Origin of the sequence: Mesorhizobium sp. Z1-4 (assembly GCF_004000235.1) — a bacterium.
Taxonomy (GTDB): Bacteria; Pseudomonadota; Alphaproteobacteria; order Rhizobiales; family Rhizobiaceae; genus RCIO01.
Map to the genome: position 1 here is coordinate 1 of NZ_RCIO01000005.1, position 25,786 is coordinate 25,786.

Genomic DNA, 25,786 nt, shown 5'->3' on the forward strand with positions numbered 1-25,786 from the left:
CGCATCTGCGACGTGTACGGCACCGGATTCTACTACATCCCGGGCACCGAGACCTGCATGGCCATCGGCGGCTACTACCGGTTCCAGCTCAACTTCAGCAACACCGACCTGCGTTGGTTTGCTCGTTTCGCGCCGACGTTCGACGTCCGCAACGAAACCGAGTGGGGCACGCTGCGTGGCTTCGCTGAAGTCGAGTTCGACTACGGTTGGGGCACCCGCGTTGGCCTCGCCGGCACGCCGGCAGCTCCGGCTGCAGTCACCGGCTACGGCCAGTCGGTCAACCTGAACCATGCGTTCATCGAGATCATCGGTGCTTCCGGTACTCTGCGCATGGGTAAGGGCGACACCCCGTACGCTCGTTTCCTCGGCTACGGCTCGGGCAACGTCTATGGCGGCGTCTACGGCTTCTCGAACTCGGCTGAGATCAGCTACACCTTCAACGGCTCGAATGGCTTCTCCGCCATCCTCGCGCTGCTTGAAGACGGTGCTGGCGGCTACGTGCCGGACATCGAAGGCGGTATCCGCTTCGCTCAGGGCTGGGGTTCCGTTGGTGCGATCGTCGGTTACGACACCGATGCCAACACCTGGGGCGCCAAGGGTGTGTTCCGCTACAACGCACCTAACGGTTCGTTCTCTGCTGGCCTGCACATCCTCTACTCGAGCGGCGCTGGCCGTTACGCGATCAGCGATCCGGGTGGTGCAGCTGGTAACGTTGCTCCGTGGTCGATCCTCGCTCACGTGAAGGGTCAGTTCACCGCAACCGTTGCTGGTACCCTGTCGGCTCAGTGGTTCTCCAACACCGGTGGTTTCGACCTCGTCGGTGGTCTGGACATCCGTCCGGTTACCGGTCTCCGGATCCGTCCGGAAGTCCGTTACATGACCACCAGCGGTGGCTGGGCGGGCGCTCTGCGCTTCGACCGCTCGATCCCGTAAGGATCAGTTTCCAGCAATCGCTGGAACAGAAAACCCGGCGGGCAACCGCCGGGTTTTTTCATGTCTGTGGTTGACTGGCTTCTTCGACTGCCCGTCGGTCGGGGCGGAAGCGTAGGCTACGCCGCGTGCTTCGCGGACGTGGCTTTGCGGTTCAGGAAACCTTCGATTTTCCCTGGCAGCCCGGCGGTTTCCAGGAAGGGAGCGTGGCCCTGACCTGCAACCGTGATTGTTTCGAGGTCGGGATGGCGCGCTTTCATCTGCGTCAGCGTCTCGGCTGAAAGCAGTTTCGAGTTTTCACCCCTGATTGCGAGCACGGGCACTGCCGAAAGACCCAGGAACTGCGGCCAGAACTCCGGCAGGGCTTTGCTGAGATTGACGCTCTTGAGCGTATTCAGCAGTGCGGGATCGAAATCCGGCACTGGCCGGCCGTTGTCGTCGCGGTACAAGGCCCGCACCGCGCGGTCCCAGTCGGCATCGCTGAGGCCGGTAAAAATGCCCTGCTGGGCCGACCTTTGAATGGCAATCGCCTCTTCGAAAGTCGAAGGGCTGGGCGCGCGTTCCAGATAGGAGCGGATCTGAGCCAGTCCCGTGCCTTCGACGACCGGCCCGATATCGTTGAGTACAACCGCCCTGAGCAGGGACGGACGCATGGCGGCAAGCACGAAGGTGATCAACCCGCCCCTGGACGTTCCGATGAAAGCGGCATGTTCGATGTCCAGCGCCGTCAGGCCCGCCACGACATCGCCGGCTTCCACGATCGGATCGTAGTTGTTCCAGTTCCTGTCGTAGGCCGAGCGCCCGCGCCCGCGGTAGTCGAATGCGATCACCTGATGAGGCGTGGCGCCGCCAGCCAGGTGAACGGCAAGTTCGTGAAAATCTGCGGCGTTGCGCGTCAGCCCCGCCAGGCAAACAATCGGCAGGCCGGGGGCGTTCTTCTCGCCGTAAATGCGGGCGTGAAGCTTCAGCCCGTCATTGGATGTATAATAGAAGTCTTTGAATTCGTTGTTCATTGTTACCTGACGAGATCGTCGGTGATATCCAGGCGGCCGTCGAGCCTCATTTTGTAGACCTGGAAGCTCTCCATGACGCGCTGAACATAGTTGCGTGTTTCCGTGAAGGGAATGCTCTCGATCCAGTCGACAACCGTGTCGATGTCTTTGCCGCGCGGATCGCCATAGCGCGCGATCCATTGCTGAGCGCGGGCAGGGCCGGCGTTATATCCGGCCAGCGTCAGGACATATGAACCGCCGAAGCGGTTGAGCTGGTCTCCAAGGAAGGTTGCGCCGAGCGTGGCGTTGTAGCCGGGGTCGGAGGTGAGGCGGCGGGGCGAATAGCTCAGGCCTGCCCGCCGCGCCATCGACCGGGCGGTGCGCGGCAGCAATTGCAGCAGCCCGCGCGCCCCGGCGGGCGAAACCGCCGCAACATTGAATTCGCTTTCCTGCCGCGCGACCGCGTAGGCGAGCGCTTCGCCCGCCGCCGAAATATCGGCACTTGCCGGAATCACGCCGACCGGATGCGCCAGAGCGCCGACATTGATGCCGCGTGCAGCGGCGATCTTGCCGACACGCAGCGCCAGATTGTGATCGCTCCGCTTTTCTGCCATCAGCGCCAGCAGCGCGAGCTCACCGGCGCTGTCGAGTTCCTCGGCGAGGTTGCGGTAGAGCACGTCGGCGCGATCGGGGAAGCCGGCGGCTTCGATGCGCTGGATGGCCCGCACGGCGCTACGTGCCGCAAATGTGCGCCGCTCCTCGTCGCTGGGCGTTGGGTAGGCAGCCGGCGGCGGCGTTAGCCCGATGCGCGCGGCGGCCAGTTGGCCGTAGAATGTGGTTGGATATCGCGCCGCTTTCTCAAACTGCTCGCGCGGGTCGGCCACGCTCGCATCCGCTTCCGCTGTCCGGCCCAGCCAATAGTGGCCGCGCGCCAGCGATATCGGGCCCTCCGCGAGTTCGGTGATTGAACGGAAGTGCTTCGATGCCAGTTTCGCATCCCGCAGCCGCTGCAGCGCATACCAGCCGGCATGAAATTCGGCATCTGCCACGGCTGCCGGGCTTCCGCCGATGTGGGCGGCAGCAATCCGGTATGCGGCCTCCGATTTGCCGATATCAATCAGTTCGCGTGAAAGCACCCTGCGTTCGGACCACCAGGCGTCGGGATCGCGATAGGCGCCGGCGTCGGCGGGGGCCTCCAGCATCGCTGCCGCGGCATCTTCATACCGACCTGCCCAACGCAGGCGGCGCGCCTGCGCAAAAGCATAGGCTGCGCCGCGCTGCGACCGTGGCACCTGGTCCAGCAGCTTCTTCGCGCGGCTTTCCTTGCGAATGACGGCGCCCCATGCCTCGGCAAGTTCCGACGCACCGGCCTTGTCGGCAACGCGCAGCGCCGAACTCACCCGGTCGAGATGCAGCATCTGCTCCATGCGTGCTCGGTGATCCGCTTTCGTCAGCAGATTGCCGAATTCGCTCAGCAACGTGGCTTCCTGCCTGGCCTCCAGCCGGGCATGGTGCCAGAAGGGGCCCATTGTCGCCGCTGCTTCGTCCATCATGCCAGCCGCGGCATAGGCGCGTGTCAGGATCGTCACGCCGTCCAGCGTATCGGGCTGCATGCCCCGCAGCGCTTCGATTACCGCTTCAGGCGCTGCGTTTTCGTCGTGAAGCGCGCGCTCGAGATGCCGTCTTAACGTGATCATGCCGGGCCACCCGGCAAGCTCACGCTTAACCTCGACCAGTTCGGAGCTCGATCGGGCAACGCCGCCGAGTGCCAGTGCCCAGCTCATGATCTCATGATCGAGCGTGCCTTGCGGAATGGCGTCTCGGGCCCGCAGCGCCCCGCCGATGTCGCCGCGCTTCAGCGCCGCAAGTCCGGCTTTCAAGAGCGCAAAATCGCCGGCTGCGGGATCCTGCGCGGTTTCGCGGGCGGCAGCAGCGTCCGATGCCGCAGAACCGGCGTCATCGCGGAATACGGGCAAGGGGATGTCGGTGCTCGGCAGGCTGGTTTTGGCGCCGGCGGCAGAAACGGACACACCAAGCGCCAGGGCGACAATCATCCCCTGTCTGCGGTATCGCGGCATGACCTTAAGATACATCATTTCCAAGTTTACAACCGCCGGGTGGAAAACCGAAGCCCGCACGCAAGCGCTCGCCGCGGGTTCCTGAATTCGGGATGCGCGATCAGACCGTCTGTGGCCCACTATTCGGTACGGCCAAATGCTTGCCCGCAAAGGGTGTCAGGACTATGGTGCGCCGCCTTGCGGCCCGCCCGCAGCCGCAGGCGGGAAAGAAGAGAAGGTTTTGAAGAATATGGCTATCACGCTGAGAGGTTCGAACACCGCATTGGTGACCCCGTTTGCAAGCGACGGGAGCCTCGATGAAAAAACCTTCGCCGGCTTTCTGGAATGGCAGATCACGGAAGGCACGAAAGGACTGGTTCCGGTGGGAACCACGGGCGAATCGCCGACCCTTTCGCATGCCGAGCACAAGCGCGTCGTTGAGGTGTGCGTGGAGGTGGCTGCCGGCCGCGTGCCGGTCATCGCCGGTGCGGGGTCGAACAACACCACCGAGGCGATCGATCTTGCGCGCCACGCCGAGAAGGCCGGTGCGGATGCCGTTCTGGTGGTCACACCCTATTACAACAAGCCGACGCAGCGGGGCCTTTACGCGCATTTTTCCGCGATCGCCCGCGCCACGAGCCTGCCCATTGTGATCTACAATATTCCACCCCGCTCGGTGATCGACATGAGCCCTGAAACGATGGGTCGGCTTGCGCATGAATTCGACAACATCGTCGGCGTGAAAGATGCCACCGGCAAGGTGGAACGTGTGTCGGAACAGCGCCTGGCCTGCGGCAAGGACTTCATCCAGCTGTCCGGCGAGGATGCTTCGGCGCTCGGCTTCAACGCGCATGGCGGTGTGGGCTGCATATCGGTCACCTCCAATGTCGCGCCGCGGCTGTGTTCCGAGTTCCAGGAGGCGACGCTCAGTGGCGATAGAGCAAAGGCACTTGAGCTTCAGGACCGCCTGATGCCGCTTCACAAGGCGATCTTCATCGAACCGGGCCTCTGCGGCGCCAAATACGCACTCTCGAAGCTCGGCCGATGCAGCAATGTTGTGCGCTCGCCGCTCGTCACTATCGAAAAGTCGACGGAAGCGCAGATCGACGCGGCAATGCAGCACGCCGGCCTGCTGAACTGACGGGCACCGACCGTAACGAATATTATGTCCAAGGATGCGAAATCAAAGACACGCGCCGTTGCTGAAAACCGCAAGGCGCGTTTCTCCTACGAGGTGCTCGACACTTACGAGGCCGGCCTTGTGCTGACCGGCACGGAGGTGAAGTCGCTGCGTGAGGGGCAGGCCAACATCCAGGAGAGTTATGCCTCGGCCGAAGACGGCGAGATTTGGCTGATCAACTCCTACCTGCCGGAATATCTGCAGGGCAACCGGTTCAACCACGAGCCGCGCCGCCGCCGCAAGTTGTTGTTGAACAAGAAGGAAATGGCCAAGCTCTCGCAATCGGTCGATCGCGAGGGCATGACCATGGTGCCGCTCAAGATCTATTTCAACGATCGCGGCCGCGCCAAGCTGCTGATCGGTCTGGCGCGCGGCAAGAAACTTCACGACAAGCGCGAGACCGAAAAGACGCGCGACTGGGCACGCGAAAAAGGCCGGCTGCTCAAGGACCGTGGCTAAGGCGCTTCGCCGTCTACGCGTCGCCCGGGCCTATGCAGCGCCTTGAACCAGATTGTCGGTGCCGGTGAGCACGCGACCCGCTTCCCAGCGGCCCGCACTGTCAAGAATGCGCTGCGGGTTCATGAATCGCTCGCGCAGGATCGTTTCGTAGAGATCGGCTTCCGACTGGCGGTCAAGTGGCGAAGCCGCGCCGGTCAGGTCTTGCAGCGCGATCGAGAGCGCATCCACCGTACCTGACCCCTCGTCGAACTGCGCCTTCTTTCGCCAGATGAGTGCGTGCGGCAGAAGGTCGGCGCACGCCTTGCGCAAGATCCACTTCTCCGTTGTCGGCCCGGTGGATTCAGCCTCTGCGTCGCCGGTACGCCGCATTTTGAGCGTCGCCGGTATCGATTGCGCGAAAGCAATCAGGTCACGGTCGAGAAATGGCGTGCGGGCCTCCAGGCTTTCGGCCATCGCCACGCGGTCGACACGCTGCAGGTTGATGTTGTGCATCGTTCCAAGTGCGCGCGTGAGTTCGTCGGCGAGCGCGCGCGGGTGGTCAACATATCCGTGGTGATAGGTGTAGCCGGCGAACAGCTCGTCGGCCCCTTCGCCTGTCAAAACGGCCTTGACCTCCTGGCGCGCCAGCCGGGCGGCAAAGAGTGTCGGAATTGCGCTGCGCACCAGATCCACATCGGCGCTTTCCAGATGATAGATGACATGCGGCAGGTTGGCGGCGACGTCGTCGGCGGTGAAGGCGTATTCCTTGTGGTTGGAGCCGATATGCCGGGCAACCGCGCGTGCTGCCAGCAGGTCGGGCGACCCCTCGGTGCCGACGGAGAACGTTCTGAGGGGGCCCTTCCCCGACTTGCGCCGTTGCTGCTGTGCGATTGCGGCGATGATGGAGCTGTCGAGGCCGCCGGAGAGAAACGAACCCACCTCCACATCGGCGACCATCCATTTCGCTACCGCTTCTTCCAGGAAGAAGCGCAATTCTCGCGCCGTGCGCGCGGTGTCGAAGTCGGGTTCGGCCTCTGCCGCGCCTTGCGGCAGCCGATACCATTGGCGCCAGCCATCCATGCTGTCGAACAGGGTACCCGGCGGGATCGCTTGGACGGATTCGACGTCCATGCCCTCGAACGCCTTGAGTTCGGACGCGAATGCATGGCCGTTGCCGATACGCGCGAAGTAGAGAGGCTTGATGCCGAGTGGATCGCGGGCCGCGATGATGCGGTCGCGGGTCGCGAGAACGAAGGCGAACATGCCGTCGATCTGGCGGATCCATTTCGAGGCACCCGTGCGGAAGAGATGCAGGATCGTCTCGCTGTCGCTGGCGGTTGCAAATGCGCTCGGCCCGACGATCGCGCGGATGTCTTCGTGATTGTAGATCTCGCCGTTGACGACCAGCATGTCGTCGCTTTGATGGATGGGTTGCGCGCCATCCTCCGGTCCGATGATGGATAGCCGGCAATGTGCCATGACAACCGGACTGCCCGGCAGCCGTGCCACCGCCACGGCATCCGGTCCGCGATGGGACAGACGCTCGATCATGTTTCGCGCCAGCGCCTCGTCGCCGACGTTCCACAGGCAGACGAACCCGCACATGAGATACTCTTCCTTTCACCGGCCTTTGTCGGGCCGGACCCGGTAGCTCATATCAGGGCCGCGCGGGCCTAATTGTCGAGAAACCGTCGTATTTCGGAGAATACGTCTGCGAACATCTCTTCGGTCAGCCTGCCGGTATTGGTGTTGTAGCGCGAGCAGTGATAGCTGCCGAAGAGTGCGATGCCGCCGATATCGTGCCGGGAGCCGTGGCCGAACTTGAACGCCGCAACGCGTTCGCCCAGCGCCCGAACGACGGATTGATGCGCGATCGTGCCCAGCGCAAGGATCGCCGCCAGATTACAGAAGCGCTCGATTGTCGGGGTCAGAAACTGCCGGCAGGTGGCAATCTCGCCTCCGGTCGGCTTGTTCTCCGGCGGAACGCAGCGTACCGCATTGGTGATCGCCGCCCCCACGAGCCTTAAATCGTCATCCGGGCGTGCCTGGTAGGTTCCGTCCGCGAAGCCGTATGCGCCGAGCGTTGCGTAGAGCAGGTCGCCCGCATAGTCGCCGGTGAAGGGGCGACCGGTCCGGTTGGCGCCTCGCAGGCCTGGCGCAAGCCCGACGATCAACAGCCGCACACTCTCCGCGCCGGCCTCCGGCAGCAGTGTCGGCACTGGCGCGTTGAACCAGGCAGGTTCTTTTGCCCGCCAGGTGGAAATGAAGCCGTGCAGGCGAGGGCATTGCTCGCAATCGCGAGGAGGTTCAAAGGCCGTCATAGCCGCGGATGACCTCAATATTCGTCGTCTTCGAGGTCCTCGTCGGGCTCTGTGCGGCGTGGCGGCCGCTCGGATGGATCGCGCCCGATCTCATCCTTGAGCGACACGAGATCGATGAACTGGTCCGCCTGCCGGCGCAGATCATCTGAAATCATCGGCGGTTGCGAACTCATCGTGGAGATGATGCTTACCTTGCGTCCGCGCCGCTGCAGCGCTTCCACAAGCGTTCGGAAATCGCCATCGCCGGAAAAGATCACATAGTGATCGACGACATCGGACAGCTCGAACGCGTCAATCGCCAGCTCGATGTCCATATTTCCCTTGATCTTGCGCCGCCCGGTGGAGTCGGTGAATTCTTTCGCCGGTTTCGTCACCACCCGGTAACCATTGTAGTCCAGCCAGTCGATCAGCGGCCGGATCGAGGAGTATTCCTGATCTTCCACAAGCGCGGTGTAATAATATGCGCGCAGCAGGTACCCCTTTTTCCCGAATGCTTCCAAAAGCTTACGGTAGTCGATGTCGAAACCGAGCGAGCGGGAGGTGGCGTAGAGATTGGCGCCGTCGATGAACAGGGCGATTTTTTCACGCGGATCGAACATGGCAATATCCCTCTTTGAAAAGACTGAATTCAAAACGGTGCCGCCGGAGGAAAACCCGCCCAGCCTATGATTATCAGTTAGCGCGTTGCTTGGGCATTTTGAAGGGTGCAGACAGTCACGTTAGTGTGGTTCGCTCATTCAACGATGCCGCAAAACCGCCGCACCTGTGCGTGATTGCTTGAAATCCGGAACGCTTCGCGATATTGAGCCGCAAATTTCCGGAAAAATCCGATTGAACGAAAGGGGCGCCTCATGGCCCGCGTTACTGTCGAAGATTGTATCGACAAGGTTGATAACCGTTTTGAACTCGTCCTCCTGGCCGGTCATCGCGCCCGCCTGATTTCGCAGGGGCAGCCGATCACGATCGATCGTGACAATGACAAGAATCCCGTCGTGGCCCTGCGTGAAATCGCCGACGAGACCCTGTCGCCTGGCGATCTTAAGGAAGACCTTATCCACTCGCTGCAAAAGCACGTCGAGGTCGACGAGCCGGAAGCCGATCAGCCCGCGCTGACCGCCGAAGCTTCCGAGGCCGCCGAGACCCCCGACGCGCCCGAAGAAGCCGTCACTTTCGACCGCATGAGCGAGGAAGACCTGCTCGCCGGCATCGAAGGCCTCGTGCCGCCGGAAAAAAGCGACGATTTCTGAGCCGGTTATCGCCGGACTGAGGCAACGCGCCCCTTTTCTTGGGCAAGCAATCAGCGCTATTTTGAACATGCGTCGCGGGCGTCCGCGGCGCATGTTTCGTTTAGCCCCTGCATGCCGGGCCTTCCACGTCCGCAGCCATCTCGAAGCAGGACAAGAGCCGGAGTAGCTGCCGATGATGCGTCAGTATGAGCTTGTCGAGCGTGTTCAGCGCTACAAGCCCGACGTTAATGAGGCGCTGCTCAACAAGGCCTATATCTACGCCATGCAGAAGCACGGCCGGCAAAGGCGCGCATCTGGCGACCCCTATTTTTCGCACCCGCTCGAAGTCGCGGCGATCCTGACCGACATGCATGCCGACGAAGCCACCATCGCCGTGGCGCTGCTGCATGACACGATCGAGGACACGACTGCCACAAGGCAGGAGATCGACGAGCTGTTCGGTCCCGACATGGGCCGGCTAGTCGAGGGCCTGACCAAACTCAAGAAAATCGATCTTGTCTCGAAGAAGGCTGAGCAGGCAGAAAATCTGCGCAAGCTTCTGCTGGCCATTTCCGACGATGTGCGTGTGCTTCTGGTCAAGCTTGCCGACCGCCTGCACAACATGCGCACGCTCGATCATGTGCCGCATTCGAAGCGCCAGCGGATTGCCGAAGAGACGATGGAAATCTATGCGCCGCTTGCCGGTCGCATGGGCATGCAGGACATGCGCGAGGAGCTGGAGGAGCTCGCCTTTCGTCACATCAACCCGGAAGCCTACGCCGCTGTCATCGAGCGCCTCACCGAGATCACCGAAAGCAGCAAGAACGTCATCTCCGCCATTGAAGTCGCGCTCACCGATCTCTTCGAGCGCAACAAGATCGACGCGGTGGTGAAAAGCCGGCGCAAGAAACCCTGGTCCGTTTTCCGCAAGATGGAAACCAAGGGGCTGTCGTTCGAACAGCTCTCCGACATCTTCGGTTTCCGCGTCATCGTCGACAACGTGCCCGACTGCTACCGGGCTCTCGGCGCGATCCACAGCACCTGGTCGATGGTGCCCGGCCGTTTCAAGGACTACATTTCGACCCCGAAGCAGAACGACTACCAGTCGATCCACACTACGATTGTCGGCCCTTCGCGCCAGCGCGTGGAACTGCAGATACGAACTCATGAGATGCACCGCGTCGCCGAATACGGTGTCGCCGCGCATGCGCTCTACAAGGATCTGCCGGAGGGGGCGAACGGCGGCAGCCATGCGATCTCGCGCGACACCAACGCCTATGGCTGGCTGCGGCGCACCATCGAAGCGCTGTCGGTCGGCGACAACCCGGAGGACTTTCTGGAAAACACCAAGCTGGAGCTGTTCCAGGATCAGGTGTTCTGCTTCACGCCCAAGGGCATGATCATCCCGCTGCCGCGCGGTGCGACACCGATCGATTTCGCCTACGCGGTTCATACCGATGTCGGAGACACCTGCGTCGGCTGCAAGGTCAATGGCCGCATCATGCCGCTGGTGACCGAGTTGAAGAACGGCGACGAGGTCGAGATTATCCGGTCCAAGGCGCAGGTGCCGCCGGCGGCCTGGGAAAATGTCGTCGTTACCGGCAAGGCGCGCTCGGCGATCCGCCGCGCCACCCGCAACGCGATCCGCAAGCAGTATTCCGGGCTTGGCACCCGCATTCTCGAGCGCGCGTTCGAGCGCGCCGGCAAATCCTTCACCAAGGACGCGCTGAAGCCGGCGCTTCACCGGCTTGCGCGCAAGGAGGTGGAGGACGTGCTGGCGTCGGTCGGCCGCGGCGAACTTTCCTCACCCGACGTGATGAAGGCCGTGTTCCCCGACTTCAAGGATGAGCGGGTCACGCATCCGCCGAAGGAGGAGGGCTGGTTCAACATGCGCAATGCCGCGGGCATGCTGTTCCAGATCCCGGGCCGTTCGTCGCGCAAGAGCAAGAAGCCGACGCAGAAACAGGGCGACGCGGTGCCGATTCGTGGCGTCAGCGGCGATCTTCCCGTCCGCTTCGCGCCGGAAGGTGCCGTGCCCGGAGACCGGATCGTCGGCATTCTGCAGCCGGGTTCGGGCATCACGATCTATCCGATCCAGTCTCCGTCGCTGACCGCTTATGACGACCAGCCCGACCGCTGGATCGACGTGCGCTGGGATATCGACGAGGACACCAAGGAACGGTTTCCTGCCCGGGTGACCGTGACCGCAATCAACGAACCCGGTTCCCTCGCCAATATCGCCCAGGTGGTTGCCGCAAACGATGCCAATATCCATATGCTCTCCATGGTGCGCACCGCTCCCGATTTCACCGAGATGATCATCGATCTCGAAGTCTGGGATCTGAAGCAGCTCAACCGGCTTCTGTCGCAGCTCAAGGAGCATGCCAGCGTTTCGGACGCCAAACGCGTGAACGGATAGGCTCATTACGTCCTTAGTTGTTGTTGTGGCTGCCACATTGCGTGTTTATGGTCCGGTTGGGAGTTGCTGGGGCACGGCGATACGCTTGGTTAACAAGCCGCCATTATTCTCCTGCCATGGGTGGGGTCGCGGATGCGGCTTCTGACAAACGAGTATTGACGGCGCGATGCTGTTTCGACGCAGAAAACCTGAAGATTCATGGGGCCGGATTCGCACCTGGCTTTGGCCCCGCAGGTCGGTCTGGCGATCGACCCAGTATTTCGTCAAACGTGTGCTTCGGATTACGGCGACGCCGCATGCGATCGCGGCCGGCGCCGCAGCCGGCGTGCTGGCTTCTTTCACGCCCTATCTCGGGTTTCATTTTCTCATTGCGGCGGCTCTGGCGATCTGCCTGCGCGGCAATGTTGTGGCCTCCGCACTCGGAACCATGGTCGGCAATCCGATCACCTTTCCCTTCATCTTTGCAGGAACCCTGGAGCTTGGCCGTTTCCTGCTCTACGGCCGCCATCCCGAATCGTTTGCTCCTCTGAACCTCGCATCGACCCTGCGCCATCTCGACTTCAGCCACATCTGGGAGCCGCTGCTGTGGCCGATGACGGTCGGAGGGCTGGTTCTCGGGTCGCTGGCCGGCGTGGCCGTTTATCTGCTGACCCGCTGGGGCACGGTCATGTTCCGGGAGGAACGCCGCAAGCGGCTTGCCGAGCGAGCCAAACGCCGCGCTCAGGCGGCGATGGCCGCCCAGCCCGGTACGGCGTGAACTGATAGCTTCATGATTGTCGGCATCGGCAGCGATCTCATCGACATCAGACGCGTCGAAGCTACGCTCGAGAGGTTTGGCGAACGTTTCATCAACCGCGTCTTCACGCCGGTGGAACAGGCACGCTCGGAACGGCGCAAGCAGCGCGCTGCATCATATGCCAAACGATTCGCCGCCAAGGAGGCTTGCGCCAAGGCGCTTGGAACCGGGCTGTCGCGAGGGGTTTTCTGGCGCGACATGGGCGTGGTCAATCTGCGCGGCGGCAAGCCGACGATGAAACTCACGGGCGGCGCGGCAGCGCGGCTGAACGAGCTGCTGCCCGAAAACCATCGTGCTCACATTCACATCACCATCACCGACGACCACCCGCTGGCGCAGGCGTTTGTGATCATCGAGGCGCTGCCGGTCGACTAGCCGCTGTTGCGCCGCCACAAGGCTGCCGCAATAGCGTTGCCCCTGCCGGTGTGAAGGTCTAATACGGCTGCGGCCCACCGGGGCTGTTCGAACCGAGGAAGAAATGAGCGTGGCAGAAAAAACGCAGAAGAAGTCCGGCGGGCTTGGCGAGACCGTCAGCGTCATCGTTCAGGCGCTTATTCTGGCACTGATCATCAGAACGTTCCTGTTCCAGCCTTTCTCGATTCCGTCGGGATCGATGCGCCCGACGCTTCTTGAGGGCGATTATCTGTTCGTCACCAAATGGGCCTATGGCTACTCGCGTCACTCCCTGCCGTTTTCGCCGCCCGTCTTCTCCGGCCGCATCTGGGATGCCGAGCCCGAACGCGGTGATGTCGTGGTGTTCAAGCTGCCGCAGGATACGAGCTTCGATTATATCAAGCGCGTCATCGGTCTGCCGGGTGACCGCATCCAGATGCGTGACGGCGCGCTGTTCATTAATGACGAGCCAGTGGCGCGCGAGAAGGTCGGTGAGATCAACAATCCCGACATTACCGAGGTCAATCGCCCGGTTGAGGTGTGGCGCGAGACGCTGCCCAACGGCGTATCCTACGACACCCTCGATCTTACCAAGAACGGCATCGGCGACGACACGCGTGAATTTCGTGTGCCCGAGGGCCATTATTTCATGATGGGCGACAACCGCGACAACTCCACCGACAGCCGCTTCACGGTCGGTTTCGTGCCGCACGAAAACCTGGTCGGGCGCGCCAACATCATTTTCTTCTCCATCGCCGGCGGCCACAGCCCGCTCGAAATCTGGCAATGGCCGGCGGAACTGCGTGTCGACCGTCTGTTCGGATGGGTCGAGTAGACGATGCGGGCCGGCAGATGCCGAAACGCGTGGTAGCCGGCGCGGCGCCGGTCGAGGGCATTGCCGCTCTCTCCGGGCACAGATTCGCTGACATGGCGTTGCTCGAAAGAGCACTGACCCACGCCAGCGCCCGCAAAGGGATCGACTATCAGCGGCTCGAGTTCCTGGGCGACAGGGTGCTGGGGCTCGTGATCTCCGAAATGCTGTTTTCTAGCTTTCCGGCCGCGCCGGAAGGCGAGCTTTCCGTCAGGCTGAACGCGCTGGTGAATGCGGAGACGCTGGCGTCCATCGCGGAGGAAATCGGCCTCACGGCATTCATCGCGACCGGCGCCGAACTGCGTGCGCTGTCTGGCCGCAAACGCGTCAACGTGCGGGCCGACGTTGTCGAAGCGCTGATAGCAGCACTTTATCTCGATGGCGGGCTGGACGCCGCCCGCGCATTCATTCACCGCCACTGGTCCGAACACGCCGAATCCGCTGGTGCTGCCCGCCGTGACGCCAAGACCGAACTTCAGGAATGGGCGCACCAGGTGGCCGGTGAGGCGCCCAGCTACGCGCTTGAAGGCCGTTCGGGCCCCGACCATGATCCGCTTTTTACGGTGAAGGCCAAACTCAAGGGCTATCAGCCGGCGAGCGGCAAAGGGCGCTCCAAACGCGAGGCGGAGCAGAATGCGGCCGCAGCGATGCTCGAGCGCGAAGGCATTTGGGAAAAGGAAGATAACGGGTGAACACCGAACCCGATCAGAAAACCACGCGCTCCGGCTTCGTTGCCCTCATTGGCGCTCCGAATGCGGGCAAATCGACGCTTGTCAATCGTCTCGTTGGCGCCAAGGTTTCGATTGTTACGCATAAGGTGCAGACCACGCGTGCCATCGTACGCGGCATCGCCACGCATGGCGCTGCACAGATCGTATTTGTCGACACGCCCGGCATCTTCAAGCCGAAGAGGCGGCTCGACGAGGCGATGGTCACCACCGCCTGGGGCGGTGCCAAGGATGCCGACCTGGTGCTGGTGCTGATCGATGCCGAGCGCGGCATCAAGGGCCACGCACTGGCGCTGCTCGAAAATATCGGCGAGGTGCGCCAGCCCAAGGTTCTGGTGCTCAACAAGATCGACCGGATCAAACGCGACACGCTTCTGGCGCTGACGGCGCAGGCGAACGAATATGCCGCCTTCGAGCGCACCTTCATGATTTCGGCGCTGGACGGCTCGGGCTGCGGCGACCTGCTCGATTATCTGGCGCAGAAACTGCCGGAAGGGCCCTGGTATTATCCCGAGGACCAGCTTTCCGATCTGCCGATGCGCCAGCTGGCGGCTGAAATCACCCGCGAAAAGCTGTTCCTGCGGCTTCACGACGAACTGCCATATTCTTCCCATGTCGAGAACGAGAAATGGGAGGAGAAGCCCGACGGTTCGGTACGTATCGAACAGGTGATCTATATCGAACGCGACAGCCAGAAGAAGATTGTGATCGGCAAGAAGGGCGAGACGATCAAGGCGATCGGCGAGGCCGCCCGCAAGGAGCTGTCAGAAATCCTCGAACAGAAGGTGCATCTCTTCCTGTTCGTGAAGGTACGCGAAAACTGGGGCAATGATCCCGAGCGCTACCGCGAGATGGGACTTGAATTTCCGAAAGGATAGTTCAGGCTTGAACAATGGAATGGCGCGACGAGGGAATCATTCTCGGCACCCGCAAGCATGGCGAAACCAGCGCCATCCTTGAGGTCATGACGCGTCAGCGCGGGCGCCATCTAGGCATGGTGCGCGGCGGACGCTCACGCAAGCTCCAGCCGCTCCTGCAACCCGGCAACGAGGTCGAAATCCACTGGCGTGCCCGGCTCGACGAGCATCTCGGCACGTTTCAGGTCGAAGGGCGCGAGCTCAATGCGGCGCGCCTGTTCGAAAGCTCTATTGCCGTCTACGGCCTGCAGCTTCTGGCCGCCCATTTGCGGCTCCTGCCCGAGCGCGATCCGCACCTGCGGCTTTATGAAACGCTCAAGCTGCTCATCGCCCATCTGGACGACGCCGGCACGGCGGCCGAACTCGTCATCCGCTTCGAGCTGGCACTGCTTGACGACCTTGGCTTCGGGCTCGACCTGTCGCGCTGCGCGGCAAGCGGCGCGCGAGAGGAACTCGTCTATGTATCGCCAAAGACCGGCCGCGCCGTATCGCGCCAGGCAGGCGAGCCCTGGCACGACCGGCTGCTTCAGCTGCCGGGATTTCTCGGCCCCGGGGCCGGCCGCCCGTCGGATCCGGCAGCGCTCGATCAGGCGTTCAGGCTGACCGGCTATTTTCTGGCCCGCCATGTCTATGAGCCGCGCGGGCTGACGGAACCCGAGGCGAGAACCGGGTTTTTGTCGTCGGTACGAAGGCACGTTTCGCAAGGGGCGGCACAATTGGGAGGCGATGCGGCATGAGTGACGGCGAGGGGCTCGAGATCTACCCCGGATATTTCTCGCGCCTGGGCGTGGGCACGATCCCGATCGAGGACCTGCCGAAATATTCGGGCCTCGAACTCCTTCGACGCGTTGCTGACGGCACCTATCCCGCGCCGCCGATCGGCGGCCAGTTGAATTTTTCGCTCTATGAAGTGGCAGAAGGCAAGGCTGTTTTTCGCGGCGTTGCCAATGAGCGCCACCTGAACCCGCTTGGCGCCGTACATGGCGGATGGACTGCAACCATCATGGATTCAGCACTTGCCTGCGCCGTGCAGACGTTGCTTGCCAAGGGCGAGGCCTATACGACCGCCGAGTTCAAGGTGAACCTGATCCGCCCGATCACGCCGAAGACCGGGCTGGTGGAGTGCACCGGCACGGTGGTTCACAAGGGCCGCACAACGGCGGTTTCGGAGGCGTCTTTGCGTGATGCCGATGGCAAGCTGCTCGCATTCGGCACCGAAACCTGCTCGATATTCCCGATGTCGGACCTGATTGCCCGAAGATAGAGCTTACTCCGCCGCTTCCGCCACTGGCCGATCCACCGGCTTCTCCGCGATCGGCCAGTGCACCACCGCTGCGAATAGCCCGAGCAACACACCCAGCCACCATACGGGATCGTAACTGCCGATGCTGTCATAGAGATAGCCGCCGAGCCATACGCCCAGAAACGACCCGATCTGGTGCGACAGGAACACGATGCCGCCCAGCATGCCGAGGTGGCGGGTGCCGAACATGATCGCCACCAGTGCGTTGGTGGGCGGCACGGTCGACAGCCACAACAGACCCATGAGGATCGAGAAGACGATCACGCTGGCTGGCGTCTGCGGCAGGAGCAGGAAGGCTGTCACGAGTGCCGAACGGCCAAGGTAAATCCAGACCAGAAGCATGGGCTTGGAATAGCGCTGGCCGGCAAAGCCGGAGCTCAGGGATCCGATGATGTTGAAAAAGCCGATCAGCGCCAGCGCGATCACGGCATAACGCGCCTCGATACCGATATCGGAGATATAGGCCGGGAAATGCGCGGTGATGAAGGCAACCTGGAAGCCGCAGACGAAGAAACCGGATACCAGCAGCAGATAGCTGCGATGTGCCAGCGCTTCGGTCAGAGCCGACGCCACAGTCTGGTTGGCATTGACTTCCTGTACGGTGCCGCTGGAGGAATTGCCGCGCAGCGGTATGGCCAGCACCGGGATGATGAGCATCATCGCGCTCATCGCGATCAGCGAATCGTACCAGCCGACATAATCGATCAGCCCCTGCGACAGCGGCGCGAAAAAGAACATGCCGGCCGACCCGGCCGCGGTTCCGAGGCCGAAAACCAGGCTGCGCTTTTCCGCCGGCGTGTTGCGTGCGAAGGCCGCCAGTACGATTCCGAACGATCCCGCAGCGACACCGAGACCGACCAGAACGCCACCACCGATATGCAGCATCAGCGGCGTCGACGAACCCGCCATCATGGCCAGGCCCAGCGCGTACATGACGCCGGACAGCGCCAGCACGCGCCAGGTGCCGAACTTGTCGGCCAGCGCTCCGAACACCGGCGTGCCGAGCCCCCAGGCCAGGTTCTGAAACGCCATGGCGAGGCCGAAGGTGGTGCGGTCCCAGCCTTTCTCGGCAAGCATCGGCAGCTGGAAGAAGCCCATTGCCGAGCGCGGGCCGAAGGTCAGCGCAGCAATCAGGCAGCCGCAGGCGATGATCAGCCAGGGAAGGCGCGGATCTGCGCGGTTGGCGGTGGGCAGGGCCATAGGTCAAGGTTCCTGACTGAATTCCGGCCGGATAATAGGCCGCCAGCCAATCGGTACAAATGAATTGTCGGCGCTATTCGATCAAATTAATTGACCGGTCCGCGCGCCGTGCAAGGTCAGCCCGCCTTGCGCGCCGGCTTCTTCGCCTTGGGCTCATTGGCAATGTAATGAATGTCCCGCTGCGGGAAGGGGATCGAGATGCCGTTCTGGTCGAAGGCGGTTTTTGCAGCCTTGGTAAGGTCGAGGCGCGTCTGCCACCAGTTCGAAGTCATGGTCCAGTAGCGGCAGGTGACGTTGACGGCGCTGTCGCCGAGTTCAATGACGAAGGCCTCGGGCGCCGGCTCTGAAAGCACCCGGTTGTCGCCGCCGGCCAGATCCAGCAGCAGTTTCTTGGCAAGGTCGATGTCATCGCTGTAGCCGATGCCGATCGTCAGATCGTAGCGCCGCTGCGGATTGCGCGAATAGTTGGTCACCGGCGTGTTCCAGAGCTCGCTGTTGGGCGCGAACATATATACGCCGTCCAGCATCTTGATCTCCGTCGCGAACAGCCCGATTTCGACAACAGTGCCGCTGATCGAGCCGGCGGTGATGAACTCGCCGACGCGGAACGGCCTGAGCACAAGAAGCATGATCCCCGCGGCTATGTTCTGCAGTGTTCCCTGCAGCGCCAGGCCGATCGCCAGGCCGGCGGCGCCAAGAGCGGCGATGATCGATGCCGTCTGCACGCCGAACTGGGCCAGCACGGTGACGAGAACAAGCACCAGCACGACATAACGAAGCCCCTTGGACAGGAAACGCCGCAGGGTCTCGTCGAAGCCGCGGATTTCGCCCAGCAGCCGGTAAGACCATTTTTCCATCATGCGGGCGATGATGAGGCCGAGGACAAGGAGAACCACCGCGCCGAGGATCGAGAATGAATAGCTGACAACAAGCGAGCCGGCTTCGCGCAAAGCCGCCTCAAGTGCCTGGATCATGTTCTCCGTGCTGAAATCCATGTTCTGCGTGGCTCCGTTTGTAATTGCATTGGGCTGCGTGCGCCGACGAAGCCTGTGAACCCGGCCCCTTATCGACGCTGGCGCGATTCGTGCGCCACTTGTCCAAGCATAGCGTGCACACGCGCGCATGTTGTCACAATTCAGCCCCAATTCGCGCGCGATAGGCGATTTGGGCTTGCCGGAAGAAGACCGCGCGCAAGCGCCCTCAACGGCAGGGGTCGGTCTTCGCGGGATCGGGAATCCCTCAGGCATGTCATTTGCCATTCGCGCCGCGCGGGCCGCCGACATCGATGCGCTCGTTGCAATCGAAAACCAGGCATTCGAAACCGACCGGATTTCACGCCGGTCGTTCAGGACTTTGCTGGAGCGCAAGTCGGCCACGACGCTGATCGCCGAGGTGGCGGGCGCCGCCGCCGGCTATGCGATGGTGCTTTTCCGCCGTGGCAGTGGCGTCGCGCGGCTTTATTCGCTGGCGCGGCTGCCAGGCGGCGAAAACGCCGGCGTCGGTGCGCAGCTTCTCGCGGCGGCTGAAAAAGCGGCCTACGAGCGCGGCCGGCTGCTCCTGCGTCTTGAGGTCAGCGAGCGAAACGGCCGCGCGATCAAGCTCTACGAACAGGCGGGTTATCGCCAGATCGGGGCCGAGCCAGACTATTACGAAGATGGTGCGGGCGCTTTCAGGCTCGAAAAGATACTGCGCGGCAATCGCGGCTCGGTCGCCGAAGTTCCGTATTACGAGCAGTCGGTCGATTTCACATGCGGCCCATGCTGCCTGATGATGGCGCTGGCGCACTATCAGCCGGGCTTTGTGCCCGACCCGGTCAAGGAGATCAGGCTGTGGCGCGAGGCGACCACGGTCTTCATGATGTCGGGACCCGGAGGCTGCGAGCCGTTCGGCCTCGCGGCTGTGGCGCACGATCATGGCCTGTCTGCAGAGATTATCGTCTCGCATCCCGGCGCGCTTTTTCTTCAGTCGGTGCGCAGCGACGAAAAGCGCTGGGTAATGGAGGTTGCCCAGAAGGACTTCAGGGAGCGCGTGCGCACCGCAGGCATTCCGGTGTCGCACCGCATTTTTGCGCTCGACGAAATTCGCGCCGCCGTCGCTTCCGGCCGGCTGGTGATGGTTCTGGTCAGCGGTTATCTGATGTTCGGCAAGAAGGTGCCGCACTGGGTGCTGGTGCTGGCCGACGACGGGGACCATCTGATTATGCATGACCCCTGGGTCGAGGATGAAAGGGGAGAGACGCGCATCGACGCGGCGGCGATCCCCGTTCCGCATGACGTGTTCTATTCGATGGCGCGCTTCGGCGGCATGCGTGCCGCCGTCATTCTGGGAGAGGGCAAGCAGATATGAGCTGGGTGATCCTGACCGGCCGCGCCGGCGATCTCGATCAGGTGGCGACACCCCACAAGATCATCACCAACCGCGATTACCTGGCCCATCCCTCGCTGTTTCGGGGCCAGCCGCCCAAGGTGATCAACCTTTCAAGTTCCTATTCCTACCAGTCGCGTGGCTATTACGCGTCGCTGCTGGCCAGTTCGCGCGGCCACAAGGTCATTCCCACAGTCGAGACCATGATCGACCTGTCGGAGAAGAAACTGTACGAAAACGCGCTGCCGGAGCTTGAGCAGGCGCTCAACAAATGCCGCAAGGATCTGGGTGGAGACTTTCCGCGCACGCTGGCCGTCTTTTTCGGCATGGGACCGTCCAAAGTGTGGGACCGTTTTGCGCGGCTGCTGTTCGACTGGTTCCGCGCGCCCTCGCTGGAGGTCACCATCGAGGATGGCCAATGGGCGGCGATCAGGAAAATCGGCTTCCTGCCGCTGGCCCGCATGGATGCCGGCCACAAGGCGCGGTTCCTGGAATCGATGGAGCGCTACACCGCGCGTGAATGGCGCGATTCGCGCACCCGCACGCCGGCCCGCTATACCTTTGCCACTCTTATTGACGCCAATGAGCAGTTGCCGCCATCGTCGGTCAATTCGCTCAAGCACTGGTCGCGTGTTGCCGCAAAGATGGGCGTTGAGGTGGAACCGATCACCAAGCGCGATCTCGCGCGGCTTGCCAACTACGATGCGCTTTTCATTCGCGAGACGACCGCGATTTCCAATCACACCTACCGCTTCGCCCGCCGCGCACAGCAGGAGGGCATGCCGGTCATCGACGACCCGCTGTCGATGATCCGCTGCACCAACAAAGTCTATCTCAACGAATTGATGGCCGCGAACAAGGTGCCGGTGCCGCCCACTGTGATGATCGCCGGGCCGGGCGACCTGGAGCTCGCCGCGCAGACGCTTGGATTTCCGCTGGTTCTGAAAATCCCCGACAGCTCATTTTCGCGCGGCGTGAAGAAGGCGGGGGATTTCACCGAGTTGAAGCAGCTTGCCACCAAATGGCTGGAGGATTCCGACCTTCTGATCGCGCAGAAATTCATGCCGACCGAGTTTGACTGGCGTATCGGCGTTCTGGGCGGCGAGCCGCTGTTTTCGGTCCAGTATCTGATGGCGCGCAAACACTGGCAGATCGTAAATCATGAGCGCCGCGGCCGCCCGGATGAGGGCGGCTTCCGGACATTCACCCTGCGTGAGACGCCGGCGGAGGTGATCGACGTCGCCGTACGCGCCGCGCGCTGTATCGGCGACGGGCTCTATGGTGTCGACCTGAAGGAGACGCCGGACGGCGTGTGCGTCATCGAGGTCAACGACAATCCGAACCTCGACCATGGCTGCGAGGATACCGGTGAGAAGGACGAGGTCTGGACCAGGCTGACCGACTGGTTCATCCGCCGCCTGGAGCGGTAAGCCGTTTCACGATTGTGTGCGGCTGATCTCGCTGAACCGCTTAAGAAACGCCTTCTGCACAACTTTCGCCGGCAGGGCTGCAAGGTCGAACCCGTCTGCAGATATGCCGCGCGGTCGTCCGAAGAATTTTGCCGCCTCGGCGGTCGAAAACCCGGCCAGCTCGGTCGCTTCGAAATAGGCGGCAATCTGGTCGGCGCGTTTGATCGCCTTTTTGAGCGTCTGGGGCAGTTCCGGCGGCAGGCCGAAATGAACGTGGATCGCGTGCTGTAGGCGTGCCTCGACGGCCTTGTAGCCGCCGCCGACCACCGACTTGAAGGGCGAGATCATGTCGCCGATCACATATTCGGGTGCGTCGTGCAAAAGCGCAGCGAGTTGGTCGCGCGGAGACGGGCTGCGGGCTGATCTGGTGAATATCGCCTCCACCAGCAGCGAGTGCTGCGCCACCGAATAGGCATGATCGCCCACGGTCTGTCCGTTCCAGCGGGCAACGCGCGCAAGCCCGTGCGCGATATCGACAAGCTCGATGTCGAGCGGCGAGGGGTCGAGCAGGTCGAGTCGGCGGCCCGAAAGCATGCGCTGCCAGGCACGCGCCGGAGCGCCCGGTTTGTCGGCCACTAATCGGTCCCCGTGTCTTTGTCGGGAAAGGTGAATGTTGCCCAGCCCGGAATCTCCAGCTTGAGCGGTATGCCGCCGGCTGCAAGTACGGTGCCGGCATCGCGTGCGGCTTTCACCTTGTCGATGCGCGCGATCGCAAGCCCCTTTGCACCGGCCACGGTGCCGAGCACCCCCACGGCACGGCCGCCAGCGTCGATGTCGGTGCCGGCCGGGGGCAGGGGGGTGTCCGCGCTGGCAAGCAGCAGCCGCCGCCGCGCCGTGCCGCGATGGTGCATGCGCGACACGACCTCCTGGCCGACGAAACAGCCTTTCTTCAGCCCGACGCCGCCATTCTGGTCGAACAGCACATCATGCGGGAAGGCATCGCCCAGCGCATAGTCGGCGCCGCTTTCGGCAACGCCATGTGCGACGCGCAGGGCGGCATAGGCGTCGGCTGTCGCGTCAGCTGCCGGTGCTTCGTGATAGCTCCGCCGCACATCGATATCCGCGAAACGCGTGTCGCGGAGCCAGCTTGAATCATCGCGCGAGGTTGATGAATCAATCTCCCACGCGACAGCGACAACAGGCTGTTCCTGTTTGTCTATTTCTACCTTGGCGCGCAGCTTGTAGAGCATCAGCCGGCGCAGGAAATCGTCGGCGGCATCGGCACGGCACTCGAGCCGCAACCCGTCCGCGCCGTACCGCGAAATCAGGAAATCGAACAGGATCTTGCCTTGCGGCGTCAGCAATGCCCCGGGCCGGATTTCTCCATCCACCATCGATTCGATATCGGTGGTGATGAGATTTTGCAGGAATGGCCGGGCATCGGGGCCGGTGGCCAGAATGAGGGCGCGGTCTGTGATGTGAGCTGTTGGCATGGCGGGGCGTTTGCGTTTGCGACGCCTTCTAACTAAGCCCGGTCGCACCCGCCTACAAGGCTGTTGCCGCCGCTCAGTATGACTGCTGACAAATGGCAGACTGCCGTGCCTCACCTGCCGCCGACGGCTTGTGTCATGTTGCTTCGCCGCGCCCGCGTCTCAGCCGGCCGACCAGATCGCGAAGATGTTCGGCCCCGCGTGCGCTCAGGCCGCCGTTTTCATAGTCGCGCAGAACGGTCGCTTCCAGTTCCTCGGCCAGCCGGTCGAGCGAAACCGGACGGCGCGGATCGTCGGGGTCGTAGTGGTCGAAAAGGTTGATCCAGCGGTCGCTTTCGCGGCCGAAATGCATCAGCCGGTCGAGATAGACCTCGGGTTCGTTCCGGCTGGACAGAATACCGAGTGCTGCCGCGGCCAGCGAGAGCGGCATCATGACGAAATCCCGCAGGCCGTCGGCAAAGAGTTTGACCTGCAGAAGCAGCACCCGCCGTATCAGGCGCGGCCGGCTGTGCTGCCTGGGCTTCCGCGGCATCCGCTCGCGGTTCGAGTCGCTGGCTGCCATGGCTGTCCCCCGATTGCCTTCCCGGCTGATATGGGTGCTCGGCACGGCAATGCCAACGGCTCAGTGGCCGGCGACGAAAAACGCCCAGCGGCCCTCCGGCGTTATGCCGACGCGGTAGAAGATATAGGACCCGAAGGACTTCATGTCCTCATAGTCGCCGGCGGTCACCAGCTTGAAGAGTTCCACCCTTTGGGGCGCGCTCAGGCCTTCCAGCGGAACGGCGAAGAAATAGGGCCAGAGATAGATCTCCTCCGGCTCGCCGGGATCGAGGTGAACATAACCTGCTTCCAGCACTTCCAGCAGAATGGCCAGAATCTCGTGGCCTTCGCCGTCGCCGGAAATGTCCTTCAGGAATTCGACCGGGTCGAAATTGCCGCCGCCGCTCGAGACCTGGGTCCGGCTCTCGTCGCTGCCGAGCAGGGGACGCAAGGCTTCGATGTTGCCGGCCTTGCACGCCTCGACAATCAGGCTGCGCATGCGGCGCACCGGCTCCGGCAGGCTTTCCAGGTCGTAATAGACTTCCGGCGTTTCAGCCGCGGGGGGCGTCGCCGCGCCTGCGCTCTCGTCGTCCTCATCGTCCCGAACGGTCTGCCCCGGCCCCGAAATCGGTGGCGGCAGCGGTACCGTGATGATTTCCGGTGCGGGCTCGATGTCTTCTTCGGGAAGTTCGCTCAACGCCAGCGACTGGCCGGGCATCAGCAGCACGGAAAGCCCGACTGCCAGGCCGAGCGCGGTCAGGCGGCTGTGTTTGTCGTCGTTAGTTGCAGAAAGGTGCCGCATATGCCTCACGATGGCGGTTGGATCGGCGTCGGGCCGGTCCAGTCAGCCGCACTATAAATCAACCGCGGCCGTAATTGGATGCATTGCGGCAACGCTGGTCCGGCGTTTCGCTCCTCAATGGCGCGTCTGCTCCGGCTCGAATGCACCCTGGATAACACGTTCGCGCATCGCTTCGATAAGTGCGAGGGCGGCATCTTCACCGCCCTCGGCGACCATTGCGCCAAGTGCCGCGGCAAGCGCTGCTTCTGCCATGATGTCCGGATCGATGCCCCAGGCCTCGGCTTCCGCCCAGGCCGTTTTCTGGCTTTCGGTTGCCGTAAGCCGCATATGCTCGCGAAGCATTGCGTCGATGTCGCCGCCGCTGCGTATCATCGCTCATCACCCTGTGCCGAACGCCGCCTCGTATCGGCGTGCAGCATCCCGTTCTTTAGTCCCGGCAGTGACGATAACACAGCAAATGTGGCGGGAAGCGGGGCGCTGAAGCGGCGGTTAACGCGCGGTTAATTGCCGAAACGAGAGACGAGGTCGCGCGTCAGCGTCTCGCCCTCCAGCATGTAGCGTTCGATCGCCTCCACTGCCGAGGCGGTGCAGGTGGTGTAGACGCTGCCGAAGGAGCGGTAGCCGTGATTGAAACTGGCCACCAGGCGCGCCCGCCGCTCGGGTTCGGGTTCCTCGGCAACGAGCAGCGTTTCCATATGCTCGCGCCAGGTGTTGCCGGTTTCCCCGCACAGATTACGAAGGTAATGCAGCGAGCCGAACAGCTCCGCGAGCCGCACAAGGTGTTTTTCGTATGCGGCTTCCACGGCAACGGCGCGCGCCGTGCCGCCGGCAAGCGTGGCTGCCAGCAATAATCCGGCTATCGTTGCTCTTCCCAACCTCATAGCGTTCTTTTCGCGTGGAAATGCGACCGCTGCAAGGCCGGACGGTAGGTGTTGCGTTGCCGGTTTCAGCTAGCGTTAACCGGCATTTTCAAGCAACTCGCGAACGACGATGAGCGTGCTTGGCGTAACGGGAAGTGTTTCGGCCTCGCGCAGCGTCACCCACCGGGCCTCCGCCGCATCGTCGCCGGCCTGCAGAGTTCCGGTGGTTTCGGGCACCAGGAAAACAGTAAGAGCAAAGTCCATGGCGCCGGGTTCGCTGGCCTGCAAAAGCACGTCGCGGAAGGGCTGCCAGGCAAGGGCCTCCAGCCCGGTCTCTTCTCTCAACTCGCGCCGCATCGCCGCCTCGAGCTCTTCGCCGGGTTCGACCCGCCCACCCGGGAACGCGTAAGTGTCTTTCGCCGGCGCGCGCCCGCGCAGTACAAGCAGCACCTTGTCCTTTGCCACACAGGCGGCGGAAACGGCTTTGAGCGGCACCTTCTTGTTCACATCCGGCTCCAAACGCCTCCGGCATCCGTGCCGGGGTTGCGGC

Annotated in this window: 28 protein-coding genes; 14 read left to right on the top strand and 14 right to left on the bottom strand. The window is 62.7% G+C overall.

The features are described from left to right. Window positions 1-933: porin (locus tag EP165_RS15800; protein WP_164743067.1), on the top strand; the 933-nt coding region annotated here is incomplete at its 5' end. A gap of 116 nt (window positions 934-1,049) precedes the next feature. On the opposite strand, the gene EP165_RS15805 is transcribed toward EP165_RS15800, so the two are convergent. Both EP165_RS15805 and EP165_RS15810 read right to left on the bottom strand, forming a co-directional pair. Beyond that, window positions 1,050-1,943, bottom strand: coding sequence for an alpha/beta fold hydrolase (locus EP165_RS15805; RefSeq protein WP_127523812.1), 894 nt, complete (start codon window positions 1,941-1,943; stop codon window positions 1,050-1,052). Between the two features lie 2 nt (window positions 1,944-1,945). Next, a complete protein-coding gene (locus EP165_RS15810; protein WP_127523813.1) occupies window positions 1,946-3,976 on the bottom strand; it encodes a lytic transglycosylase domain-containing protein in 2,031 nt (676 codons plus the stop codon). A 253-nt stretch (window positions 3,977-4,229) separates the two neighbouring features. Between EP165_RS15810 and dapA the strand changes: the two genes are divergently transcribed. Both dapA and smpB read left to right on the top strand, forming a co-directional pair. Next, entirely contained in the window at window positions 4,230-5,120 is an 891-nt protein-coding gene (gene dapA / locus EP165_RS15815; protein WP_127524020.1) for a 4-hydroxy-tetrahydrodipicolinate synthase, read from the top strand. A gap of 24 nt (window positions 5,121-5,144) precedes the next feature. Next, window positions 5,145-5,618: an SsrA-binding protein SmpB gene (gene smpB / locus EP165_RS15820; protein WP_127523814.1), complete on the top strand. Its 474-nt coding sequence runs from the start codon at window positions 5,145-5,147 to the stop codon at window positions 5,616-5,618. 30 nt (window positions 5,619-5,648) lie between these two features. On the opposite strand, the gene asnB is transcribed toward smpB, so the two are convergent. The 3 genes from asnB to EP165_RS15835 all read right to left on the bottom strand — a co-directional run bounded on the left by asnB (window position 5,649) and on the right by EP165_RS15835 (window position 8,517). Then, on the bottom strand, window positions 5,649-7,202 hold the full coding sequence (gene asnB / locus EP165_RS15825; protein ID WP_127523815.1) for an asparagine synthase (glutamine-hydrolyzing): 1,554 nt from the start codon (window positions 7,200-7,202) through the stop codon (window positions 5,649-5,651). Between the two features lie 68 nt (window positions 7,203-7,270). Then, window positions 7,271-7,918, bottom strand: a complete 648-nt coding sequence (locus EP165_RS15830; RefSeq protein ID WP_127523816.1) for a uracil-DNA glycosylase — start codon at window positions 7,916-7,918, stop codon at window positions 7,271-7,273. Window positions 7,919-7,932: 14 nt separating this feature from the next. Continuing rightward, window positions 7,933-8,517: a LabA-like NYN domain-containing protein gene (locus EP165_RS15835; RefSeq protein WP_127523817.1), complete on the bottom strand. Its 585-nt coding sequence runs from the start codon at window positions 8,515-8,517 to the stop codon at window positions 7,933-7,935. Window positions 8,518-8,769: 252 nt separating this feature from the next. Here EP165_RS15835 and rpoZ point away from each other — a divergent pair, with 252 nt between their 5' ends. From rpoZ to EP165_RS15880, 9 genes are all read left to right on the top strand, one after another. Further along, window positions 8,770-9,165, top strand: a complete 396-nt coding sequence (gene rpoZ, locus EP165_RS15840; RefSeq protein WP_127523818.1) for a DNA-directed RNA polymerase subunit omega — start codon at window positions 8,770-8,772, stop codon at window positions 9,163-9,165. A gap of 172 nt (window positions 9,166-9,337) precedes the next feature. After that, a complete protein-coding gene (locus EP165_RS15845) occupies window positions 9,338-11,563 on the top strand; it encodes a RelA/SpoT family protein (RefSeq protein ID WP_127523819.1) in 2,226 nt (741 codons plus the stop codon). A 166-nt stretch (window positions 11,564-11,729) separates the two neighbouring features. Further along, a complete protein-coding gene (locus EP165_RS15850) occupies window positions 11,730-12,320 on the top strand; it encodes a DUF2062 domain-containing protein (RefSeq protein ID WP_127523820.1) in 591 nt (196 codons plus the stop codon). Window positions 12,321-12,332: 12 nt separating this feature from the next. Continuing rightward, a complete protein-coding gene (gene acpS, locus EP165_RS15855; RefSeq protein WP_127523821.1) occupies window positions 12,333-12,734 on the top strand; it encodes a holo-ACP synthase in 402 nt (133 codons plus the stop codon). 103 nt (window positions 12,735-12,837) lie between these two features. Next, window positions 12,838-13,587 carry a signal peptidase I gene (gene lepB, locus EP165_RS15860; RefSeq protein ID WP_127523822.1) on the top strand — a complete coding sequence of 250 codons (750 nt, stop codon included), beginning with the start codon at window positions 12,838-12,840 and terminating at the stop codon, window positions 13,585-13,587. Window positions 13,588-13,604: 17 nt separating this feature from the next. Beyond that, on the top strand, window positions 13,605-14,315 hold the full coding sequence (gene rnc, locus EP165_RS15865) for a ribonuclease III (RefSeq protein ID WP_127523823.1): 711 nt from the start codon (window positions 13,605-13,607) through the stop codon (window positions 14,313-14,315). Next, window positions 14,312-15,229 (top strand): GTPase Era, encoded by a 918-nt coding sequence (gene era, locus EP165_RS15870; protein WP_127523824.1) that lies wholly within the window; start codon window positions 14,312-14,314, stop codon window positions 15,227-15,229. The genes rnc and era overlap by 4 nt, the downstream gene beginning before the upstream one ends. Window positions 15,230-15,243: 14 nt before the next feature. Further along, the gene (recO, locus tag EP165_RS15875; protein WP_127523825.1) at window positions 15,244-16,005 is read left to right on the top strand and encodes a DNA repair protein RecO; all 762 of its coding nucleotides are present in this window, start codon (window positions 15,244-15,246) and stop codon (window positions 16,003-16,005) included. Continuing rightward, window positions 16,002-16,532 (top strand): PaaI family thioesterase, encoded by a 531-nt coding sequence (locus tag EP165_RS15880; protein ID WP_127523826.1) that lies wholly within the window; start codon window positions 16,002-16,004, stop codon window positions 16,530-16,532. Before recO ends, EP165_RS15880 begins: the two co-directional genes overlap by 4 nt. A 3-nt stretch (window positions 16,533-16,535) precedes the next feature. Here EP165_RS15880 and EP165_RS15885 read toward each other — a convergent pair whose 3' ends face one another. Next, window positions 16,536-17,771 carry an MFS transporter gene (locus tag EP165_RS15885; RefSeq protein ID WP_127523827.1) on the bottom strand — a complete coding sequence of 412 codons (1,236 nt, stop codon included), beginning with the start codon at window positions 17,769-17,771 and terminating at the stop codon, window positions 16,536-16,538. A 116-nt stretch (window positions 17,772-17,887) separates the two neighbouring features. Continuing rightward, window positions 17,888-18,766, bottom strand: coding sequence for a mechanosensitive ion channel family protein (locus EP165_RS15890; RefSeq protein WP_127523828.1), 879 nt, complete (start codon window positions 18,764-18,766; stop codon window positions 17,888-17,890). A gap of 250 nt (window positions 18,767-19,016) precedes the next feature. Between EP165_RS15890 and EP165_RS15895 the strand changes: the two genes are divergently transcribed. Further along, window positions 19,017-20,117 carry a GNAT family N-acetyltransferase/peptidase C39 family protein gene (locus tag EP165_RS15895; protein ID WP_127523829.1) on the top strand — a complete coding sequence of 367 codons (1,101 nt, stop codon included), beginning with the start codon at window positions 19,017-19,019 and terminating at the stop codon, window positions 20,115-20,117. Then, complete coding sequence (locus EP165_RS15900; protein WP_127523830.1) at window positions 20,114-21,565, top strand: RimK family ATP-grasp domain-containing protein; 1,452 nt, start codon at window positions 20,114-20,116, stop codon at window positions 21,563-21,565. The genes EP165_RS15895 and EP165_RS15900 overlap by 4 nt, the downstream gene beginning before the upstream one ends. Window positions 21,566-21,571: 6 nt before the next feature. Here EP165_RS15900 and EP165_RS15905 read toward each other — a convergent pair whose 3' ends face one another. The 7 genes from EP165_RS15905 to EP165_RS15935 all read right to left on the bottom strand — a co-directional run bounded on the left by EP165_RS15905 (window position 21,572) and on the right by EP165_RS15935 (window position 25,743). Continuing rightward, window positions 21,572-22,180, bottom strand: coding sequence for a YfbR-like 5'-deoxynucleotidase (locus tag EP165_RS15905; protein WP_127523831.1), 609 nt, complete (start codon window positions 22,178-22,180; stop codon window positions 21,572-21,574). After that, window positions 22,180-23,037 carry a CAF17-like 4Fe-4S cluster assembly/insertion protein YgfZ gene (gene ygfZ, locus EP165_RS15910; RefSeq protein WP_127523832.1) on the bottom strand — a complete coding sequence of 286 codons (858 nt, stop codon included), beginning with the start codon at window positions 23,035-23,037 and terminating at the stop codon, window positions 22,180-22,182. The genes EP165_RS15905 and ygfZ overlap by 1 nt, the downstream gene beginning before the upstream one ends. A gap of 133 nt (window positions 23,038-23,170) precedes the next feature. After that, window positions 23,171-23,596: a hypothetical protein gene (locus tag EP165_RS15915; RefSeq protein WP_127523833.1), complete on the bottom strand. Its 426-nt coding sequence runs from the start codon at window positions 23,594-23,596 to the stop codon at window positions 23,171-23,173. 60 nt (window positions 23,597-23,656) lie between these two features. Continuing rightward, on the bottom strand, window positions 23,657-24,376 hold the full coding sequence (locus EP165_RS15920; protein WP_127523834.1) for a hypothetical protein: 720 nt from the start codon (window positions 24,374-24,376) through the stop codon (window positions 23,657-23,659). Window positions 24,377-24,490: 114 nt separating this feature from the next. Continuing rightward, a complete protein-coding gene (locus EP165_RS15925) occupies window positions 24,491-24,748 on the bottom strand; it encodes a hypothetical protein (RefSeq protein WP_127523835.1) in 258 nt (85 codons plus the stop codon). Window positions 24,749-24,876: 128 nt separating this feature from the next. After that, window positions 24,877-25,257, bottom strand: a complete 381-nt coding sequence (locus EP165_RS15930) for a TIGR02301 family protein (RefSeq protein ID WP_127523836.1) — start codon at window positions 25,255-25,257, stop codon at window positions 24,877-24,879. Between the two features lie 75 nt (window positions 25,258-25,332). Next, complete coding sequence (locus EP165_RS15935) at window positions 25,333-25,743, bottom strand: NUDIX hydrolase (protein ID WP_245440179.1); 411 nt, start codon at window positions 25,741-25,743, stop codon at window positions 25,333-25,335. Window positions 25,744-25,786 lie beyond the last annotated feature (43 nt).

Coding starts and splice junctions, on each gene's coding strand:
- EP165_RS15805 (WP_127523812.1), bottom strand. CDS start 1,943: ATGAACAACGAATTCAAAGACTTCTATTATACATCCAATGACGGGCTG.
- EP165_RS15810 (WP_127523813.1), bottom strand. CDS start 3,976: ATGATTGTCGCCCTGGCGCTTGGTGTGTCCGTTTCTGCCGCCGGCGCC.
- dapA (WP_127524020.1), top strand. CDS start 4,230: ATGGCTATCACGCTGAGAGGTTCGAACACCGCATTGGTGACCCCGTTT.
- smpB (WP_127523814.1), top strand. CDS start 5,145: ATGTCCAAGGATGCGAAATCAAAGACACGCGCCGTTGCTGAAAACCGC.
- asnB (WP_127523815.1), bottom strand. CDS start 7,202: ATGTGCGGGTTCGTCTGCCTGTGGAACGTCGGCGACGAGGCGCTGGCG.
- EP165_RS15830 (WP_127523816.1), bottom strand. CDS start 7,918: ATGACGGCCTTTGAACCTCCTCGCGATTGCGAGCAATGCCCTCGCCTG.
- EP165_RS15835 (WP_127523817.1), bottom strand. CDS start 8,517: ATGTTCGATCCGCGTGAAAAAATCGCCCTGTTCATCGACGGCGCCAAT.
- rpoZ (WP_127523818.1), top strand. CDS start 8,770: ATGGCCCGCGTTACTGTCGAAGATTGTATCGACAAGGTTGATAACCGT.
- EP165_RS15845 (WP_127523819.1), top strand. CDS start 9,338: ATGATGCGTCAGTATGAGCTTGTCGAGCGTGTTCAGCGCTACAAGCCC.
- EP165_RS15850 (WP_127523820.1), top strand. CDS start 11,730: ATGCTGTTTCGACGCAGAAAACCTGAAGATTCATGGGGCCGGATTCGC.
- acpS (WP_127523821.1), top strand. CDS start 12,333: ATGATTGTCGGCATCGGCAGCGATCTCATCGACATCAGACGCGTCGAA.
- lepB (WP_127523822.1), top strand. CDS start 12,838: ATGAGCGTGGCAGAAAAAACGCAGAAGAAGTCCGGCGGGCTTGGCGAG.
- rnc (WP_127523823.1), top strand. CDS start 13,605: ATGCCGAAACGCGTGGTAGCCGGCGCGGCGCCGGTCGAGGGCATTGCC.
- recO (WP_127523825.1), top strand. CDS start 15,244: ATGGAATGGCGCGACGAGGGAATCATTCTCGGCACCCGCAAGCATGGC.
- EP165_RS15880 (WP_127523826.1), top strand. CDS start 16,002: ATGAGTGACGGCGAGGGGCTCGAGATCTACCCCGGATATTTCTCGCGC.
- EP165_RS15885 (WP_127523827.1), bottom strand. CDS start 17,771: ATGGCCCTGCCCACCGCCAACCGCGCAGATCCGCGCCTTCCCTGGCTG.
- EP165_RS15890 (WP_127523828.1), bottom strand. CDS start 18,766: ATGGATTTCAGCACGGAGAACATGATCCAGGCACTTGAGGCGGCTTTG.
- EP165_RS15895 (WP_127523829.1), top strand. CDS start 19,017: ATGTCATTTGCCATTCGCGCCGCGCGGGCCGCCGACATCGATGCGCTC.
- EP165_RS15900 (WP_127523830.1), top strand. CDS start 20,114: ATGAGCTGGGTGATCCTGACCGGCCGCGCCGGCGATCTCGATCAGGTG.
- ygfZ (WP_127523832.1), bottom strand. CDS start 23,037: ATGCCAACAGCTCACATCACAGACCGCGCCCTCATTCTGGCCACCGGC.
- EP165_RS15915 (WP_127523833.1), bottom strand. CDS start 23,596: ATGGCAGCCAGCGACTCGAACCGCGAGCGGATGCCGCGGAAGCCCAGG.
- EP165_RS15920 (WP_127523834.1), bottom strand. CDS start 24,376: ATGCGGCACCTTTCTGCAACTAACGACGACAAACACAGCCGCCTGACC.
- EP165_RS15925 (WP_127523835.1), bottom strand. CDS start 24,748: ATGATACGCAGCGGCGGCGACATCGACGCAATGCTTCGCGAGCATATG.
- EP165_RS15930 (WP_127523836.1), bottom strand. CDS start 25,257: ATGAGGTTGGGAAGAGCAACGATAGCCGGATTATTGCTGGCAGCCACG.